At 46.4% G+C, this 15,419-nt stretch carries 21 protein-coding genes and 2 pseudogenes; 21 read left to right on the top strand and 2 right to left on the bottom strand.

The genetic code is table 11. The features are described from left to right. Window positions 1-3: 3 nt before the first annotated feature. From ACZ5Q0_RS05495 to ACZ5Q0_RS05465, 7 genes and pseudogenes are all read left to right on the top strand, one after another. Window positions 4-2,445, top strand: coding sequence for a virulence-associated E family protein (locus tag ACZ5Q0_RS05495; RefSeq protein WP_464827290.1), 2,442 nt, complete (start codon window positions 4-6; stop codon window positions 2,443-2,445). Window positions 2,446-2,705: 260 nt separating this feature from the next. Then, complete coding sequence (locus tag ACZ5Q0_RS05490) at window positions 2,706-2,999, top strand: VRR-NUC domain-containing protein (RefSeq protein ID WP_464827268.1); 294 nt, start codon at window positions 2,706-2,708, stop codon at window positions 2,997-2,999. Beyond that, window positions 2,999-4,390: pseudogene (locus ACZ5Q0_RS05485) on the top strand (SNF2-related protein). The gene ACZ5Q0_RS05490 and the pseudogene ACZ5Q0_RS05485 overlap by 1 nt, the downstream one beginning before the upstream one ends. Then, window positions 4,344-4,481, top strand: a complete 138-nt coding sequence (locus ACZ5Q0_RS05480; RefSeq protein ID WP_447182828.1) for a winged helix-turn-helix transcriptional regulator — start codon at window positions 4,344-4,346, stop codon at window positions 4,479-4,481. The pseudogene ACZ5Q0_RS05485 and the gene ACZ5Q0_RS05480 overlap by 47 nt, the downstream one beginning before the upstream one ends. Continuing rightward, window positions 4,482-4,556 (top strand): annotated as a pseudogene (locus ACZ5Q0_RS05475) (ASCH domain-containing protein); the annotation flags it as partial. A gap of 165 nt (window positions 4,557-4,721) precedes the next feature. Beyond that, a complete protein-coding gene (locus tag ACZ5Q0_RS05470; RefSeq protein ID WP_464827312.1) occupies window positions 4,722-5,051 on the top strand; it encodes a hypothetical protein in 330 nt (109 codons plus the stop codon). Beyond that, window positions 5,048-5,185 carry a DUF551 domain-containing protein gene (locus ACZ5Q0_RS05465; protein WP_447182826.1) on the top strand — a complete coding sequence of 46 codons (138 nt, stop codon included), beginning with the start codon at window positions 5,048-5,050 and terminating at the stop codon, window positions 5,183-5,185. Before ACZ5Q0_RS05470 ends, ACZ5Q0_RS05465 begins: the two co-directional genes overlap by 4 nt. 369 nt (window positions 5,186-5,554) lie before the next feature. Here the strand turns inward: ACZ5Q0_RS05465 and ACZ5Q0_RS05460 are convergent, their stop codons facing one another. Together ACZ5Q0_RS05460 and ACZ5Q0_RS05455 are read right to left on the bottom strand one after the other, a co-directional pair. Then, on the bottom strand, window positions 5,555-5,734 hold the full coding sequence (locus tag ACZ5Q0_RS05460) for a plasmid mobilization protein (RefSeq protein WP_447182825.1): 180 nt from the start codon (window positions 5,732-5,734) through the stop codon (window positions 5,555-5,557). A 41-nt stretch (window positions 5,735-5,775) separates the two neighbouring features. Continuing rightward, window positions 5,776-6,219 carry a hypothetical protein gene (locus tag ACZ5Q0_RS05455; RefSeq protein ID WP_447182824.1) on the bottom strand — a complete coding sequence of 148 codons (444 nt, stop codon included), beginning with the start codon at window positions 6,217-6,219 and terminating at the stop codon, window positions 5,776-5,778. 177 nt (window positions 6,220-6,396) lie between these two features. On the opposite strand from ACZ5Q0_RS05455, the gene ACZ5Q0_RS05450 reads away from it, so the two are divergent. The 14 genes from ACZ5Q0_RS05450 to ACZ5Q0_RS05385 all read left to right on the top strand — a co-directional run bounded on the left by ACZ5Q0_RS05450 (window position 6,397) and on the right by ACZ5Q0_RS05385 (window position 15,140). Beyond that, window positions 6,397-6,813: a hypothetical protein gene (locus ACZ5Q0_RS05450; protein ID WP_447182823.1), complete on the top strand. Its 417-nt coding sequence runs from the start codon at window positions 6,397-6,399 to the stop codon at window positions 6,811-6,813. Between the two features lie 97 nt (window positions 6,814-6,910). Then, on the top strand, window positions 6,911-7,285 hold the full coding sequence (locus ACZ5Q0_RS05445; RefSeq protein ID WP_447182822.1) for a hypothetical protein: 375 nt from the start codon (window positions 6,911-6,913) through the stop codon (window positions 7,283-7,285). Further along, window positions 7,282-8,967 (top strand): terminase large subunit, encoded by a 1,686-nt coding sequence (locus ACZ5Q0_RS05440; RefSeq protein WP_447182821.1) that lies wholly within the window; start codon window positions 7,282-7,284, stop codon window positions 8,965-8,967. Before ACZ5Q0_RS05445 ends, ACZ5Q0_RS05440 begins: the two co-directional genes overlap by 4 nt. Before the next feature lie 5 nt (window positions 8,968-8,972). After that, window positions 8,973-10,157 (top strand): phage portal protein, encoded by a 1,185-nt coding sequence (locus ACZ5Q0_RS05435; protein WP_447182820.1) that lies wholly within the window; start codon window positions 8,973-8,975, stop codon window positions 10,155-10,157. After that, window positions 10,154-10,837 carry a head maturation protease, ClpP-related gene (locus ACZ5Q0_RS05430; protein WP_447182819.1) on the top strand — a complete coding sequence of 228 codons (684 nt, stop codon included), beginning with the start codon at window positions 10,154-10,156 and terminating at the stop codon, window positions 10,835-10,837. The genes ACZ5Q0_RS05435 and ACZ5Q0_RS05430 overlap by 4 nt, the downstream gene beginning before the upstream one ends. After that, window positions 10,834-12,060, top strand: coding sequence for a phage major capsid protein (locus ACZ5Q0_RS05425; RefSeq protein WP_447182818.1), 1,227 nt, complete (start codon window positions 10,834-10,836; stop codon window positions 12,058-12,060). Before ACZ5Q0_RS05430 ends, ACZ5Q0_RS05425 begins: the two co-directional genes overlap by 4 nt. A gap of 13 nt (window positions 12,061-12,073) precedes the next feature. Beyond that, window positions 12,074-12,670: a hypothetical protein gene (locus ACZ5Q0_RS05420; RefSeq protein WP_447182817.1), complete on the top strand. Its 597-nt coding sequence runs from the start codon at window positions 12,074-12,076 to the stop codon at window positions 12,668-12,670. A 13-nt stretch (window positions 12,671-12,683) separates the two neighbouring features. Continuing rightward, window positions 12,684-12,950 (top strand): phage head-tail connector protein, encoded by a 267-nt coding sequence (locus ACZ5Q0_RS05415; RefSeq protein WP_447182816.1) that lies wholly within the window; start codon window positions 12,684-12,686, stop codon window positions 12,948-12,950. Continuing rightward, window positions 12,937-13,245 carry a phage head closure protein gene (locus tag ACZ5Q0_RS05410; protein ID WP_447182815.1) on the top strand — a complete coding sequence of 103 codons (309 nt, stop codon included), beginning with the start codon at window positions 12,937-12,939 and terminating at the stop codon, window positions 13,243-13,245. Before ACZ5Q0_RS05415 ends, ACZ5Q0_RS05410 begins: the two co-directional genes overlap by 14 nt. Continuing rightward, window positions 13,238-13,621 carry an HK97 gp10 family phage protein gene (locus ACZ5Q0_RS05405; protein ID WP_447182814.1) on the top strand — a complete coding sequence of 128 codons (384 nt, stop codon included), beginning with the start codon at window positions 13,238-13,240 and terminating at the stop codon, window positions 13,619-13,621. The genes ACZ5Q0_RS05410 and ACZ5Q0_RS05405 overlap by 8 nt, the downstream gene beginning before the upstream one ends. After that, window positions 13,614-13,919 carry a hypothetical protein gene (locus tag ACZ5Q0_RS05400; protein WP_447182813.1) on the top strand — a complete coding sequence of 102 codons (306 nt, stop codon included), beginning with the start codon at window positions 13,614-13,616 and terminating at the stop codon, window positions 13,917-13,919. Before ACZ5Q0_RS05405 ends, ACZ5Q0_RS05400 begins: the two co-directional genes overlap by 8 nt. Before the next feature lie 15 nt (window positions 13,920-13,934). Beyond that, window positions 13,935-14,498, top strand: a complete 564-nt coding sequence (locus ACZ5Q0_RS05395; RefSeq protein ID WP_447182812.1) for a major tail protein — start codon at window positions 13,935-13,937, stop codon at window positions 14,496-14,498. Between the two features lie 10 nt (window positions 14,499-14,508). After that, a complete protein-coding gene (locus ACZ5Q0_RS05390) occupies window positions 14,509-14,949 on the top strand; it encodes a hypothetical protein (protein ID WP_447182811.1) in 441 nt (146 codons plus the stop codon). Window positions 14,950-14,960: 11 nt separating this feature from the next. Further along, a complete protein-coding gene (locus tag ACZ5Q0_RS05385; protein WP_447182810.1) occupies window positions 14,961-15,140 on the top strand; it encodes a hypothetical protein in 180 nt (59 codons plus the stop codon). Window positions 15,141-15,419 lie beyond the last annotated feature (279 nt).

Genomic DNA, 15,419 nt, shown 5'->3' with positions numbered 1-15,419 from the left:
GTGATGGGATTGAAACAAACAGATCCTTTACCTAAAAGTATTAAATATGACGGGCCCATCACGATTGCAACCGGGCGCAGCCGGAAAGAGACCAGCTGGAAGAACCGGGAAATGCTCTGGTCTGAGCTATTGCAAAAGCTCAGCCAGACTACCCGGACCCGGGAAACTTTAGCTGAGTATAAGAAAATGACTAAACCCCAGCAGGACAATATTAAAGATGTTGGTGGGTTTGTGGGTGGGACTTTAAAAAGCGGTCGGCGTAAAGCAGATGCAGTAGTCTGGCGGCAGGTACTTACTCTGGACGCTGACTTCGTACAGGGGGACCTGTGGGCATCTGTAGAACTGTTCTGTGACTTTGGTTGCGCTATTTATAGTACGCACAAGCACAGCCCGGAAAAGCCACGCCTGAGATTAGTAATTCCCCTGGCCAGACCGGTTACACCTGACGAATACCCGGCTATAGGAAGAAGGATAGCAGCTGACCTGGGTATTGATATGTTTGATGATACAACCTATGAGCCGCACCGATTAATGTACTGGGCCAGCACGGCCGCAGATGGTGAATTTATATTCCGATACCAGGATGAGCCCTGGCTGGATCCGGATGAGGTCCTGGCCAGGTACCCGGACTGGAGAGACCCATCATTCTGGCCAGAGTCATCCCGGGTACAGCAAAAAAGGCAAAAACTAGCCGATAAACAAGGGGATCCTCTGGAGAAACCCGGAGTAATTGGAGCTTTTTGCAGAACTTACTCTATAGAGGAAGTTATTGATACTTTCCTCAGTGATGTGTATGAGGAATGCGGGGAAGGTAGATATACTTACATTCCCGGCAGCACTGCCGGCGGCCTGGTGGTGTACGATAACGGGAAATTCGTTTATAGCCACCATGGTACCGACCCGATTGGCGGCCAGCTAGTAAATTCTTTTGATTTACTAAGAATACATAAATTCGGTGAGCTGGATGAGGATGCCGAACCCGGCACCCCTACTGTAAAGCTACCATCTTATCTATCCATGCAGGAGTTCTGCCTAGCAGATGAAGAGGTAAAAGTGACCCTGGGCACTGAAAAGCTAGCAAATGCTCAGGAAGATTTTGAAGTTGTGGAAGATACTGAGGCCTGGTTAAAGCAGCTGGAGTATAGCAAAAAAGGTGAGCTGGTGGCATCCCTAGCTAACCTTGTGCTGATACTACGCAACGACCCGAACTTGCAAGGAATAGCTTATAACGATTTTAAGGGATCCGCTATGCTACTAGAACCCATGCCTTGGCGTAAGCCTGAAGAATGGAGAGGGCCTAACTGGTCAGATGATGATGATGCCAGTTTAAGGGTATACATTGAAAAGGTTTATAATGTCTGGTCCCCGGCTAAGTTGAATGATGCCCTGGCAGCTATAAGCCATGCGCGAACATTTCATCCCGTGAAAGAATATCTGGAGGGATTACCTGAATGGGACGGCATCCCGAGGCTAGAGGAACTGCTTATTGACTGCCTGGGTGCAGAGGATAGCTCTTACACCCGAGCCGTTACTAAAAAGACGTTTACAGCAGCCGTAGCCAGGGTTATGAATCCTGGGTGTAAGTTTGACTGTATGCTAGTACTTGTCGGGCCACAGGGAATAGGTAAAAGCACCCTATTTCAAAAACTAGGCGGTAAATGGTTTACAGACTCGCTATCCATGAATGATATGAAGGATAAGACGGCCGCGGAAAAATTACAGGGCTCATGGATCCTCGAAGTGGGTGAGCTGGCCGGGATTAAAAAGGCTGAAGTAGAGGCTGTTAAATCGTTTCTAAGTAGACAGGTGGATAAATATAGGCCTGCATTCGGCCGCCGAACGGTAGAATACCCACGGCAGTGCATTATCGTAGGCAGCACTAATGCGGATATGGGATTCCTACGAGACAGTACCGGTAACCGGCGTTTTTGGCCCATACAGGTACGTGGGGTGGAACCTAATAGAGCGCCATGGGCGCTGAATGACTACACGGTTGGGCAGGTATGGGCTGAAGCACTGGAGGCGTGGAAAGCTGGAGAGGAATTATTCTTAACCGGAGACGTGGCCAGGGAAGCTTTGGAGCAACAGAAGCTGGCTATGGAAAATGATGAGCGCCTGGGGCTGATAAAGGAATACCTGGACCGGCTGCTGCCTGAGAACTGGGAAGATATGAGCTTGGGCGAACGCCGGCAGTTTATACACGGCACTGAGTTTGGTACTGCCGAAGGAACCGTAGAGCGTGAACGAGTGTGTGTAGCTGAAATCTGGAGTGAATTGTTTTGCAAGGATCTGGCTACGGCCAAACGGTTTGAAATTGATGAGATCCACAGCTTAATGCAACAGATTGGAGGCTGGGGACGGCACCAGGGGAACAAGGATGGCAAGTTAAGATTCCGCCTTTATGGTATGCAAAGAGCCTATATAAAAGTTGATGCCGACAGGTAAAAAAAGTCGGTATCAAAGTTAAAAAATGATGCCGATAGCTTAAACCTACAGCTAAAAAATTGATACCGATGATACCGACTTAAAAACTATCGGCAACAAGCTAAAAACCCCAATACTCTAGGGCTGAAAACTAATGATACCTATGATGCCTATACTTGTAGTCAGTATGTAGTATATAGAAATAATACCCCTGTACGCTATATGCGCGCACACGTAAGGAAAAATCGGCATATCGGTATCAACTAAAACGAGGGACGAATATGCAAGAAAGCAGTTTAGAAAAAAGACTCAGACTCGAAGTGAAAAAACATGGTGGGCGAGCGTTGAAGTTTGTTTCACCAGGTAAGCGTGGAGTGCCAGACCGATTAGTCTTAAAACCGGGAGGACGGGCGATATTTGTAGAGATGAAGGCTCCAGGTAAACCTTTAGAGCCATTGCAGCTAAAACGAGCTAAACAACTTAGAACACTAGGATTTCAAGTTTATAAGATTGATTCCATTGAGGACATAAAGAATTTTATCCAGGAGGAATTCAAACCGGGAGGTGATGCCTAATGAAGTTCAGTCCACACCCTTATCAGGAATACGCAACAAGCAGAATATTGGATCAGGAAGCTGTAGGGTTATTTTTGGATATGGGCTTAGGTTGAGGTAAGACCGTTTCAACACTGACTGCCGTAGACCAGTTGCTGTATAACTACTTTGACGTGCAAAAGGTTTTAGTAATAGCACCCTTGCGAGTAGCACAAAAAACCTGGCCGGATGAGATACGTAAATGGGACCATCTGAAGCATCTAAGAATCAGTAAGGTCCTAGGAACTGAGAAACAACGCCTGGCAGCCCTCCAGGTTAAAGCTGATATTTGGATTATTAATCGCGAAAACGTGGAGTGGTTGGTTGACCTCTATGGAAAGGACTGGCCTTTCGACATGGTGGTCATCGATGAGCTGTCCAGTTTCAAATCAAGCAAAGCAAAACGGTTTAGGGCCTTACGCAAGGTTAGGCCGTTAATAAAGCGGATTGTTGGACTAACCGGAACCCCAGCACCAAACGGATTGATTGACCTCTGGCCACAAGTTTATCTCCTGGACCAGGGTGAGCGCCTGGGTAAAACTGTAACCGGGTACCGGAGCCGGTACTTTGACCCGGGAAAGCGGAACCGGACTGTAATATTTAGCTGGGATCCGAAACCCGGAGCTGAAGAGGCAATATACAGTAAACTATCAGATATTTGTGTAAGTATGTCAGCTGAGGACTGGCTGCAGATGCCGGAGAGGATTGACCGTGAGGTTAAGGTCCAGATCCCGGAGGCAGCCAGGGCAAAATATGATCAGCTGGAGAGGGATTTACTTTTACCTTTTGCCGGTGGCGATATAACCGCAGATACCATGGCGATCCTATCTAATAAACTACTGCAGATGGCCAACGGTGCGGTATACGACGAAAACGGAGCCACTCGGGAAATACATCAGGGTAAAATCGAGGCCCTGGATGATATCCTGGAAGCCGCAAACGGTCAGCCGGTGTTGGTGTTTTACAACTACCAGCATGACCGAGATAGGTTACTGAAGCATATACCAGCAGCCAGGGTGCTGGACACAGAGGATGACATTGAGAAGTGGAATCAGGGTAAGATACCCGTTATGTTGGCACATCCGGCCAGCGCTGGCCACGGCCTAAACCTCCAGGCTGGAGGAAACATCATAGTTTGGTTCGGGCTTACCTGGAGTCTGGAATTATACCAACAAGCCAACGCAAGGCTGTACAGGCAAGGCCAGGATAAAAGCGTGATTATACACCACCTAGTAGCAGAAGAAACGATTGATGGGGATGTAATGGCCGCGCTTGCCGGCAAAGATGTGAGTCAAAAAGCTTTGCTGGAGGCGGTTAAGGCAAGGATTGAAAAGTACCAGGCTGCACTACTTACTCGTAAGCACAGACCTTAATTATCGGGAGATAGGGCAAAGGTTAGGTAGGTCTGGAAGAGCGGTCTCAAGAAGGATAAGGCGGCTTAATGAAAGAGAGCAGGTGGTTTAGATGAAGGCACTTACAGTTTATCAGCCCTGGGCGAGCCTGATTGCCCTGGGTGAGAAGCGCATAGAGACCCGAGGATGGTATACGAAGTACAGGGGGCCACTGGCAATACACGCGGCAGCAACCTGTAAAGCAAAGTATATGGATTTGGCCTGGCAGGAGCCGTTCTATTCGGCGTTGTTACCCTTACACAAACCAAACCCAACAAACCCGACATTAAAAGCCGTAATAAATTACCCATGGATGAGCATTATTGGCATCTGCAACCTGGTTGACTGTGTATCTATCACATCGGAGTTCGTAGCAGGATTGAGCGTTAAAGAGCGAGTGTTTGGTGATTATACTCTTGGCCGCTTTGCCTGGACACTCAAAGACGTATATCCCCTCAAAGAGCCTATTGCGGTCAGAGGCAGGCAGCGGCTATGGAACTGGGATGAAACCGAGCACCAGATATGTATCGACCCTTTTATAGTGGGGGGCACCAGGATCTGGACGCCACGGGGTGTGCGTTCCGGGAAAACAGTAGCAAAACCTGACGAGGATGCGGTGATGGGGCTGGAGGTAAGAGCATGAGCACTGCCACGGTAAAATACGTGCCCACAGAAGGGTTTTACATTTACGATAGCACAAATAAGAAAAATCCTTATCGAAAACACGCTAACATAATAACGCATTGGCAACCATTACCAGAGCCACCGTTTATGTAATTACTGCACAGTTCAAATAAACCACGACATGAGGGGAGGAATGACCTGGTGGCATTTTTCAGCGAGGCGAACCTGGAGCCGGTCGGCGACCGGGATAAAATGCGGCTCTGTCCCCGGTGCGGGCTGAGCCTGGAGTACATAGCCGGGCGGGGGTACTGCTGCCCACGCGGTCATGGGTGCTGGTGGCCGCAACCGGAACGGGAGCCTCCGGAGGGCAAGAAGGCCCGATGCTATCACCAGGGGCCGATCAAACCCGGCAGCCAGAGTAAGGGGCGGACGCGGAAAAAACCTAAGAAGAAGCAGGATTTCTCGTATTTGTATTCAGATTAAAAAAGGATCGGGAGTTGAACTCCCGGCCCTTTTTTTCGTTTAACTCTCTAGTGTCTTCCTTCTAATATATTCCGCAGCACTGATATCCTTTAGCGCTGCTTGGCGTTGTATCTCCTCCCACTCTTCATCAGTCATTTTTATACTGCGTGGCTTGCGCTTTTCCTCCTGAGGGAGGACAGGCCGTCCTGGACCTGTCCTTTCCCTGGATTTTGCTGTCACCTGGTATCAGACTCCTTCCTTGTAAAGGGGCAGAAAACTAATTAATTCCAACCGTCCGGGGCTATAACAATAATCCCATCCACCAACTCGTAAACTGTGCCCGGCGTTGGGGCAAGATTACCGTCATCATCACGATTGATTATTGCATTACATTGGAGACCAATGTCATATCCCCATAAGGCGGGGATGTCTCCGTTATGGTCAAATACTATATCCATTCCTTCGGCCTCAATAACAATGCTTTCCTCTTCTTCGTCTCGTTCAACTTCTACGATTTTCCCGGGCAGAGCGGTTCTGATGTCATCGACGTTGTACTTTTTTCCCACCATAATTTCATCCGGCCAGCCTATTATTCCAATGTTGCCCGGGGCCATCCTGGGCAATCCGTTAATACTGCTCCAGTTAGTCACAATAACTTCATCTCCGTACACTACAACCCCTGATTCTTGGCCGGTTAATTCCATCAATGTCAATTTGTTATCCATTTTACATTCCCCTTCCTTCCCCGCTCCCTAAGAGCTGCCGGGTTTCGTGTGTGTCTTACCTTAATAAAAGTATATACCTTTATATAATTAAGGTCAATACTTTTATTAAAAATAATTTAGATAAATTTCGACAAATATAAATAGACTTGACGTACCCCTTGACAAGGTGTAGTATAAATGCATAGCCGTATGCCTACCAGCATGCGGCTAGTTTTATTTGGATATATATGCCTGGCAGCAACGCCGGGCTATTTTATTGGAGTTGATACTGTGGCTCAGGAATGGGCAAAGGCATTCTATAAGTCTGGAGCTTGGTTAAAGTGCAGAGCCAGTTACATAGCTAAGCGCATAGCTATTGACGGCGGAATGTGTGAGGAGTGCCAGGAGGATGAGTTGGGCTATATCGTGCACCACAAAATATTACTTACCCCAGCGAATATTAACGACCCCGACATAGCACTAAACCATGAGCATCTTAAGTACGTCTGTAAGCGCTGCCATGACTACGAGGAGGCGCACTTTATTAACAAGGATGATTGCAGGTGTAGATTTGACGCAGCAGGGCAGCCGGTGGAGGTAGTCCCCCCCCTATAAATAAGTAGCTGTCAGCCTTACAGGGACCGGGTAGGGGACCTCCGCGTAACACGCAGGTAGCGCGCGTGACCCCCCTACCAGAAAAGAGGTGATATATGTGGCGATTAACGAAGACTTAACAAAAGTTGAACGGATAAAAAAAGAAGAACGGCGACTTAGAAGAATCTACAAAAAAATAGATAAAGATAATAAGGCAATCATTGACGGGCTGATCCAGCGCGCTGCATATATGCGCGTGACTCTTGAAGATTATGAAACAGATCTGGACGAAGGCGGATATACTGAAATGTTTACCCAATCAATCAATACGCCGCCTTATGAAAGAGAGCGACCAGTCGCTAGGCTCTATAACACCATGAATAAAAATTATCAGAGCATTATTAAGCAACTTAGTGACCTAGTGCCAAAGCGGGAAGTCAAACAAAAAGACGATGGCTTTGATGATTTTATAAACGGGCGTGAGGATACATGATAAAGTATCCACTGGCCTATAACCCAATTCTGGAATACTGGGAGCAGATAGAAAGCGGCGAAGAGATAGTCAGCGAGAAGGTTAGAAAGACTTATCAGAAGGTAGTTTATGACCTAACCGACAATAACAGCGAGTATTATTACAGTCCTAAACGCGCAAATCATGTAATAGAGTTTGTTGAGAACTACTGCAAACATTCCAAAGGAAAGATGGGCGGCAAGCCGGTCGTCCTAGAGCTCTGGGAAAAGGCTTTACTAGCAACAGTCTTCGGATTTGTAGATATAACTGGTTGTAGAAAGTACCGAGAAGCGATTCTAATTGTCGGAAAGAAAAACGGAAAATCTCTAATAGCCTCTGCAGTGGGACTTTATTTATTAGTGGGTGATAATGAACCTGGCCCAGAAGTTTATGCAGTAGCCACCAAGAGGGACCAGGCGAAAATTATTTGGAGTGAAGCAAAGCGCATGGTAAAGAAATCACCAGCGCTGCGAAAAAGAATCAAGCCCCTGGTGGCTGAGCTGGTCAGCGACTTCAACGATGGCACATATAAGCCACTGGCCAGTGATAGCGACACCCTGGACGGCCTGAATGTCCACGGTGTGCTGATGGATGAGATACACCAGTGGAGACAAGGCAAAGCACTGTATGATATCATGGCTGACGGTACCACTGCCCGGGAACAGCCCCTGGTGTTTATAACCTCCACAGCTGGTACCATCCGGGAAGATATATATGACCAGAAGTACGAGGAAGCCGAAAGAGTAATCAATGGCTACTTCGACGAGAACGGCTATAAAGACGAGCACTTTATAGCCTTTATTTATGAGCTCGATAATCGTAAAGAGTGGACCAATCCGGCCTGCTGGAAGAAAGCCAACCCTGGATTAGGTACCATTAAGAGTTTGGAACAGCTAACTTCCAAGGTTAAAAAAGCCCAGGCTAATCCAGCTTTGGTTAAGAACCTGGTTTGTAAGGAGTTTAATATCCGGGAGACCAGTTCCGAGGCCTGGCTCACTTTTGAGCAGTTAAACAATACAGCTACATTTGACCTGGCGGAACTGAAACCGCGATACGGTATAGGTGGCGCGGATTTATCAAGCACGACCGACTTGACGGCTGCAGCTGTTATATTCATGGTGCCGGGTGATAATCATATTTACGCCCTGGGCATGTACTGGCTGGCCGAGGAACTAGTAGAACAGCGGGTGCGGGAAGATAAAATTCCTTATGATATCTGGATTGAACAGGGCCTAGTTAGAACCTGTTCAGGTAACAAGGTCCATGCCAAGTATGTTACTGAATGGTTCCTGGAGGTACAAAATGAGCTTGACATATATCTGCCTTGGGTAGGCTATGATAATTGGTCAGCTACTTACTGGGTTGAAGAAATGAGGGGAACCTTTGGAAAAGAATCGATGATACCTGTTATCCAGGGCAAGAAGACCTTATCTAGCCCTATGCAGCAGTTGGGCGTTGACTTGGAAAGCAAACTTGTAAATTACAATAATAACCCAATTACCAAGTGGTGTTTGGCGAATACGTCTATTGAAGAGGACAAAAACGGCAATATACAGCCATGTAAGACCTCGAAAAGAACTAAGCGTATTGATGGTACCGCAGCCTTGTTAAATGCCTATGTGGTGTTACAGGATAGGCTGGACGAATACCAAAGCCTTATTTAAGGGGGGTGAATCCCATAGGATTATTTGACCGATTTAGGAACAAGGAACCCACACAACAGACTAAATTTCAGCTGATCACGGAGCGCGGCAACGGTTTCTATGCTTGGAACGGTAAGATTTATCAATCCGATATAGTCCGGGCCGCCATGCGCCCCAAAGTAAAGGCTATTGGTAAGTTGGTTGCTAAGCATATCCGGCAGACCGTTTTAAAAGACGGTACTCGGAAGCTGGAAGTCAATCCAGACGCATACATTCGGTTCCTATTGGAAGAACCGAATCCGTACATGACTGGGCAGAAGTTGCAGGAGAAATTAGCGTCACAGCTGATCCTTAATAATAATGCTTTTGCTCTTATCATCCGGGACGAATTCGGTTACCCTACAGAACTTTACCCGATCCCGGCGGTTTCAGCTGAGGCAATATATGATAAGCAGTATACGCTTTACTTAAAGTTTATGTTTCAGAATGGCAAAATCTATACCTTTCCGTATACTGACATAATCCACTTGCGGCAGGATTTTAATAATAACGACATTTTTGGAGATCCGATAGCCCCGGCCCTGGCGCCGCTAATGGAGATAGTTACAACGACCGACCAGGGTATAGTTAAGGCCATTAAAAATAGTAGCATAATTCGGTGGCTACTTAAATTTACAGCATCGATGCGGCCGGAGGACTTGAAAAAGCAAGCTGCTGACTTCGCGGCTAGCTTTTTGAGTATTGAAAATAGCGGCACAGGGGTGGCTGCTACAGATGCTAAAGCTGATGCTGAGCAGATTGAACCCAAAGACTATGTGCCTAATGCGGCCCAGATGGACCGTACTACCAGACGGATCTATTCATTGTTTAATACAAACCAGAAAATAGTGCAGTCTGAGTACGATGAGAACGGCTGGAATGCTTATTACGAGGCCGAGATTGAACCGATAGTAGTTGAACTGACCAATGAGTATACCCGGAAAATCTTCACACGGCGGGAAAGAGGTTTTGGAAACCGGATACTATTCGAGGCAGCCAACCTGGCCACTGCCAGTATGCAGACCAAACTGAACCTGGCCCAGATGGTTGATCGTGGAGCTCTGACGCCGAATGAATGGCGCGAAGTATTTAACCTGGTACCGGTTGACGGCGGCGATGAGCTCATCCGGCGGCTTGACACAGCCGTGGTCAAAGGAGGTGGTAAAGGTTGAGAATCGATGTAAAAGGCACGATTGTCAGTAATGACGATAAGTGGATCTACGACTGGCTTGAGTATGATAACACTTCCCCCAACGATGTAATTAACGCTATAGGTCAGGCTAATGGGGGGCCCCTAGATGTGTATATAAACTCCGGAGGGGGAGATATTTTTGCCGGGTCTGAAATATATTACGAATTGAGTGCTTATAAGGGCGAGGTCAACATTCATGTGGTGGGCTTTGCTGCATCAGCGGCCAGTGTGGTTGCTTGTGCTGGTAAGAGCGACATATCACCTACAGCTATGTTTATGGTGCATAACGTATCAGGCGGAGCCCGGGGTGATTACCACGTTATGGATAAAAGCAGCAGCATACTGCAGACAGCCAATAGGTCAATCGCTGCGGCGTACATGGTAAAAACTGGTATGAGTGAGCAGGAAGTCCTGGCCATGATGGATAAGGAGACCTGGCTCACAGCTCAGCAAGCTGTAGATAAGGGATTGATTGACAAGATAGCCGAAAACCAGAATCTAAAACTGGTGGCAGCTTACCAAACGCCCCTGATACCACAGTCAGTGATAGATAAAGTCAGAAACATTGTCAAGAACCCGCTTAAAAATGAGGCGGGTTTTTTAACGCCTGAAAAAGCTCAGGCACAACTAAAACTATTAAAATTAGGAGGTAAATCATGAACAAAGAAAAATATTTAGCGGACCGAAAAGTTCTGATGGATGCTGCCCAGGCCCTGATCGATGAAGGAAAACTAGAAGAGTTTGAAGCCAAAGTCAAAGATGTAGAAGCTCTGGATGCTCAATTCGAGGCTGCTTGCAAGGCCCAGGCAAACTTAAAGGCTCTGAATGACAAAACTACCATAACCCCGCTGGAGAATAAGTCTACTAACATTGAAGGGAAGGTGATCGAGAATATGACCACCGAAGTCGTTACCAAAGACAATTTATATGCAAGTGTAGAGTACCGTACTGCTTTTATGCGCAATGTTTTGGCCGGTGAGCCTATTCCGGCCAACTTGTTAAACACCGACGCTAACACAAAGACCACCGATGTGGGCCACGTGATCCCTGCGCCGGTAATGGAAAAAATCGTCGAAAAAATGGAAACCTCCGGCATGATCCTGCCGCTGGTCACCCGTACCAGCTATAAAGGCGGCCTAGCTATCCCGACTTCCAGTGTAAAACCGACTGCTACTTGGGTGGCAGAGGGTGCTAGCTCCGACAAACAAAAGAAAACAACTGGCTCTGTAACATTTAATTATTACAAGTTACGCTGTGCTGTATCAGTATCCTTAGAAGTTGATACCGTAACCCTGGCAATTTTTGAAACTACACTGATCAACAATGTCGTAGAAGCTATGACTAAAGCACTTGAGCAGGCTATCATCAGCGGTACCGGCGGGAACGCTTATCAGCCCCTGGGCATACTGGCAGAGACCCCGGCAACTGGTCAGAAGATTGAAATTACCAAGGCCAACAAGGTTACTTACGCCGATCTGGTGGCCGCTGAAGCTGCTCTGCCACTGGCCTATGAAAACGGCGCGGTTTGGTTCATGACTAAGTATACCTTCATGAACTGCTTCGTGGGGATGGTTGATGCAGAAGGACAGCCTATTGCCCGCATAACTTACGGTATTGCGGGTAAACCGGAAAGAACTTTGTTAGGCCGGACTGTAATCCTTAATGATTACATGGACAATTACGCCGCAGCGCCAACTGCTGCAACGACCTTCGCGTTCCTGTTCAATCCGAAGGATTATGTTCTCAACACCAACCTACAAATGACTATTAAGAAGTACGAGGACAATGACACTGACGACCAGGTCACTAAAGCTATCATGCTAGTCGATGGCAAAGTGGTAGACAAGAACTCTCTTGTTACCCTGGTTAAGAAAGCTAGCTAGGAGGTATGAATTAATGACATTACCTGCTTACAATCCTGAAATGGGCCAAACTATTGGCCTTGAGCTTGTCGATAGAGGCTTTATCGCTCATCTCGCATGGTCAGCTGCGCAAAACTGTGCGGCATCTACCAATGCGGTAATTAAAGATATTGCGTGCAGTGATGAGGCCACAGCCGTTGAAACTGGTTTTGCTGCACTGCCGTGTGCGCGGAACATATCTGCAACGGTAGCAGCCACAACTACAGCAGAAATACTTGCTGTAAAGGCAAAAGTAACCGGGTTAAATATACGCGGCGAGGAAATCGTTGAGGAATTAGGCGCGTTCACAGCCAGCACACCGGGAACTGTTACCGGCACCAAAGCTTTTGCCAGTATAAGTAAGGTCGAAATCCCCGCTATGGGTGGCGATACCGTAAAGGTCAGCATAGGATACGGCGTAAAGCTGGGCGTACCGTTTAAATTGGCCCATGATACAACTATTAAAGCATACAATAGCGGCGACACTGCTGAATCCGGAGGTACCTGGGCAGTATCCACTACTGCTTATGAGGACAATACCTACCAGGCGTCGGCAACCGCTAAGTCACTAGACCTGTATATCATTGTTTAAGGAGGTGGCGGCGATGTTAGCAGTAGTAAAAGAAAACCTTAGAATCACCACTACCGCACTTGATACCGACTTACAAGACGACATAGACGCCGCTTTAATGGATTTACAAAGGGTTGGGATTGACGTAACGGATCAGTCCCAACCTTTAATTATTAAGGCGGTAAAGCTTTATTGCCGCTGGCAGCAGGACTACATGGGTAAGGGTGAACAGTATTGCAAAGCCTACACTGGCCTGATGCAGGCTCTTTCTTTGGCGGGTGATTATATTGCAGAGTCTTAAAATCAAGTTAATAGCAATCACCATTAAAGAGGACGATATAGGCAACCAGGTCCCGGTAGAAATCGCAACCGAAGTATGGGCTGAGGAAACCGGCGTCCGGCAATCCGAGTTTTACAATGCGGCCGTAACCGGATTAAAGCCTGAAAAGACTTTTATCATTTGGGCGAATGAATATAGTGGTCAGACCAAGATTGAAGCTGACGGGGTTAAATATAAGCTGATACGGGCTTTTAACAACCCAGCAAAAAGCGAAATGATGGAGTTAGTCTGTGAAAGGGTGACAGCCGATGGCTAATATATCAATTGACCAGCTGGCCGCTGAGATAGCAAAAGGCCTAGCCGAATACTCTCAGGACGTAGTTGAAAAGATCGATATCAGTAGTGCGAGAGTCGGCAAGGCTGCGGTTAAGCAGCTTAAAAATACATCGCCTAAGGATGGCGGCGACTATGCGAAGGCGTGGACGATGAAAACCGAGAAGGCCATTGGTCAGCCGGATCGACGCATAATCCACGTCCGGGCTCCGCACTATCGCTTGACCCATCTGCTAGAAAAAGGCCACGCAAAGGTGGGCGGCGGCCGGGTAGAGGGTAAACCACACATTGGACCGGCTGAGGAGCAGGTCATTAAGGATTTTGTATCAGAGGTGGAGGAGGCGATAAGACGTGGATGAGGCAAAACTACTTGCATTACTTAAAACAACCGGGCTACCGGTGGCGTATCATCACTTCACATCGCCGCCCAGCCCGCCGTATATTGTGTATCTGTTCTCATATAATTCTAACTTTGGAGCTGACAATAAGGTTTATGATGCTAAGAAAAACTTTCAGGTGGAGCTTTACACAACCAAAAAGGATCTTGCATCGGAGAAGTTGATTGAGGACACATTTGATGCAAATGATATTTATTATGAAAAAACTGAAACTCATATAGAATCTGAGGGCTTATTTCAGGTTCTATATGAAATCTAAGAGGAGGATTGAGTTATGGGTAATAAAGTAAAATACGGACTTAAAAACGTTCACTATTCTGTTCTTACTGACGCCGATGGGGTCTTGACTTATGCCGCACCTGTGCCGATACCCGGGGCTGTTAATTTAGCATTATCATCAAAGGGAGATAAAGCTGAGTTTTACGCGGACGACACAGCTTATTTTGTATCGAGTGTTAATCAGGGTTACGAAGGATCTTTGGAAGTAGCATTGCTACCAGATGCGTTTAAAAAAGACGTGCTTGGCTATGTTGCAGATGCAAGCGGGGCGCTATTTGAAGATGCTAATGCGATAGTAAAGAACATTGCTCTCTTATTTGAGTTTTCCGGTGATGCTAACGCTACCCGCCATATATTGTACAACGTCGCTGTAGAAAGGCCGAACATAGAAAGCTCTACTAGGACCACAACTAAAGAAATTAAGACAGAAACCATGAACATAACCGCCAGTCCCGCGATTGATACAGGATATGTAAAAGCTAAAGCAGAGGCGGCTGACGCATCATACGAGACCTGGTTTACTACAGTTTATGAATATGTAGCACCAACAGCACCTTAGGAGGTAAACGATGCAAAAAATAATAAATATTGATGGTAAGGACGTCAAGTTTAAGGCTTCGGCGTCCTTTGTTTATCGCTATAAGCAGCAGTTTGGCAAGGATTTACTTACCCTTGTAATACCGCTACTAAAAAGAACTTTGGATACTATAAGTGTTTTTCTTGCACAAAAAAACGATGCAAAAGAAATAGCAGCAGAGAAGCTTATAACTGAGCTTAATATAGGCGGTGCTATTGAGGAATTAGAAATAGTAGATTTGTATAATATCATCTGGGTAATGGCTAAGACAGCTAACAAAGATATTGCGGATCCGGTTGAATGGTATGACGAATTTGATGTATTCCCTGTGTTCGATGTGGCCCGGGAACTGCTGGACATATTCCTTCCTTCCCTTTTTATTACCGAGGAATCAAAAAAAAAGTTACAAGCGATGATAACGAAGAAGAAATAGTAACAACAAACATGGTCATAGCTGCCGCTAAAATTAGAGGTATTAACTTAGACGAACTAGACTACATGACCTGGGGGCAGCTAATTGACTATATTATTGTGTACAATAACTTGCATTATACGGGAGAAGGTAGAAATGAAGAAGAGGAAACTATTCGCCAAGCAAACCAGGCTGACTTTGATAATTTTTAACTTGCTCGATGTGGATATTTCCAGGATTTTTTGCAATCCTGGCATTGGAGCATTTTTTTCATAAAAGGTGAAATAAGCATAAGTAATAGCCCGATAATAATACCTGCTATTCCGATAGGAGGGATAATTAGTAACCATATACTTATTCCCATAAGACAAAAACCTAAAACAAAAAAGAAACAGCCGCCCCGGGATTCGACTTTGTTAGACCCGCATCTGGGACAAGGTTCCCATATTTCTTTCTTTGACATCCTATGACCTCCCTTTTTTATACAGTAT

This window comes from Syntrophomonas erecta subsp. sporosyntropha (genome assembly GCF_055395365.1).
Note: the sequence above shows the minus strand (reverse complement) of the source record. Positions and strands in the feature narration are given on the sequence as shown.